This window comes from Paenibacillus dauci (assembly GCF_000971985.1).
Taxonomy (GTDB): domain Bacteria; phylum Bacillota; class Bacilli; order Paenibacillales; family Paenibacillaceae; genus Saccharibacillus; species Saccharibacillus dauci.
This window is the reverse complement of record NZ_KQ040802.1, coordinates 131,659-132,854: the sequence shown is the minus strand read 5'-3', so window position 1 is coordinate 132,854 and position 1,196 is coordinate 131,659. Positions and strand designations below refer to the sequence as shown.

Below are 1,196 nucleotides of genomic sequence, written 5' to 3'. Positions count from 1 at the left end.
TGGGTAAGCGAAGAGGTCTGGAAAGGCCCGCCATAGTAGGTGAAAGCCCTGTAGCTGAAAGTCAGTTCTCTCCGAGACGGATCCCGAGTAGTGCGGGGCACGTGAAACCCCGTATGAATCTGCCAGGACCATCTGGTAAGGCTAAATACTCCCTAGCGACCGATAGTGAAGCAGTACCGTGAGGGAAAGGTGAAAAGGACCCCGGAAGGGGAGTGAAATAGAACCTGAAACCGTGTGCTTACAAAAAGTCAGAGCCCGATATAGGGGTGATGGCGTGCCTTTTGTAGAATGAACCGGCGAGTTACGTTCCCGTGCAAGGTTAAGGTGAAAAGCCGGAGCCGCAGCGAAAGCGAGTCTGAATAGGGCGATGAGTACGTGGACGTAGACCCGAAACCGGGTGATCTACCCCTGTCCAGGATGAAGGTACGGTAACACGTACTGGAGGTCCGAACCCACGCACGTTGAAAAGTGCGGGGATGAGGTGGGGGTAGCGGAGAAATTCCAATCGAACCCGGAGATAGCTGGTTCTCCCCGAAATAGCTTTAGGGCTAGCCTCGGAAGGTGAGTCGCGGAGGTAGAGCACTGATTGGATGCGGGGCCCGCAAGGGTTACCAAGTTCAGTCAAACTCCGAATGCCGCAGACTTTATTCCGGGAGTCAGACAGTGGGTGCTAAGGTCCATTGTCAAAAGGGAAACAGCCCAGACCATCAGCTAAGGTCCCCAAGTGTGTGTTAAGTGGGAAAGGATGTGGAGTTGCTTAGACAACCAGGATGTTGGCTTAGAAGCAGCCACCATTGAAAGAGTGCGTAATAGCTCACTGGTCGAGTGACTCTGCGCCGAAAATGTAACGGGGCTAAACACACCACCGAAGCTATGGCTTGATGCAATGCATCAGGGGTAGGGGAGCGTTGAATTTAGGTTGAAGGTGTACCGTAAGGAGCGCTGGACAGAATTCAAGTGAGAATGCCGGTATGAGTAACGAAAAGATCAGTGAGAATCTGATCCGCCGAAAGCCCAAGGGTTCCTGAGGAAGGCTCGTCCTCTCAGGGTAAGTCGGGACCTAAGGCGAGGCCGAAAGGCGTAGTCGACGGACAACAGGTTGAAATTCCTGTACCACCGAAAGCCGTTATGAGCAATGGGGTGACGCAGGAGGGTAGTGACGCGGACTGATGGATGTCCGTCTAAGCAGTGAGGCT

At 53.5% G+C, this 1,196-nt stretch carries 1 rRNA gene (running past one end of the window); it reads left to right on the top strand.

The window, feature by feature from the left end:
* Nucleotides 1-1,196 (top strand): 23S ribosomal RNA (locus WH46_RS07150); its annotated part runs 1,539 nt beyond the window's last position; the annotation flags it as partial.